Source organism: Parendozoicomonas verongulae (assembly GCF_009711465.1).
Taxonomy (GTDB): domain Bacteria; phylum Pseudomonadota; class Gammaproteobacteria; order Pseudomonadales; family Endozoicomonadaceae; genus Sansalvadorimonas; species Sansalvadorimonas verongulae.
In genome coordinates, this window is sequence record NZ_SMME01000515.1 from 1 (window position 1) to 702 (window position 702).

At 53.0% G+C, this 702-nt stretch carries 1 protein-coding gene; it reads right to left on the reverse strand.

The annotated features are described in order from the left end of the window. A partial coding sequence (locus tag E1189_RS01265; protein ID WP_155158296.1) for a hypothetical protein occupies positions 1 to 231 on the reverse strand: 231 nt, incomplete at its 3' end. Positions 232 to 702: the final 471 nt, after the last annotated feature.

The window sequence follows — 702 nt, forward strand, 5'->3', positions numbered from 1 at the left end:
GGGTTCAAGGTCGTTGGCCAGATCAAAGAGGGAATCCGATTGCAGTTTGAACTCTTGCTCCTTTTTTTCTTCAATATCTAATGCTTGCAGGCTGGGCTTCGGCCAGACGGATAAAAGGCGGAAACAATGAGCCAGCTGACTGAGACAGGATGTATTGATGCCTCCACTGCCCTCCACCGCAAGAGCAGCCCAATTGAACGCTTTCCCCATAAGAATCGAATGTTGGGGCAAGATTTTCTCAGCGTCTATGATTTCCTGGAAATGACGGACACTCAGATATAAACAGGTTTCGAACCCTGCAAACAACTGTTTATCGAGCTGCAGTCCATCAAACTGCTCCCACGCTTCCGTTTCAATAAAAATAGATGCGAGAGCCAGTTCAATCTCCTTGTCATCACAGGGGGTGTTTGCTTTTCCTCCGGCCGCCCGGGTGCGCAGCCGGGTAAATGTCCAGGGCTGTCCTCAGGTTGTCTGCTCCTCCCATAGCCTGAAAATGTCTGCCCAGTGTTAACTCTATATCCTTGTCTTCACAGGGGGTGTTCACCTCCCCCCCGGCCGCCCGGGTGCGCAGCCTGGTAAAGGATGTCCCGGGCAGCTCTCAGGTTGTCTGTGCCTCCTATGAGCTGGAGTAATATGCCCACTGTTAACTCTATCTCTTTGTCATCACAGGGAGTGTCCGCCTGCCCCCCGGCCGCCCGGGTG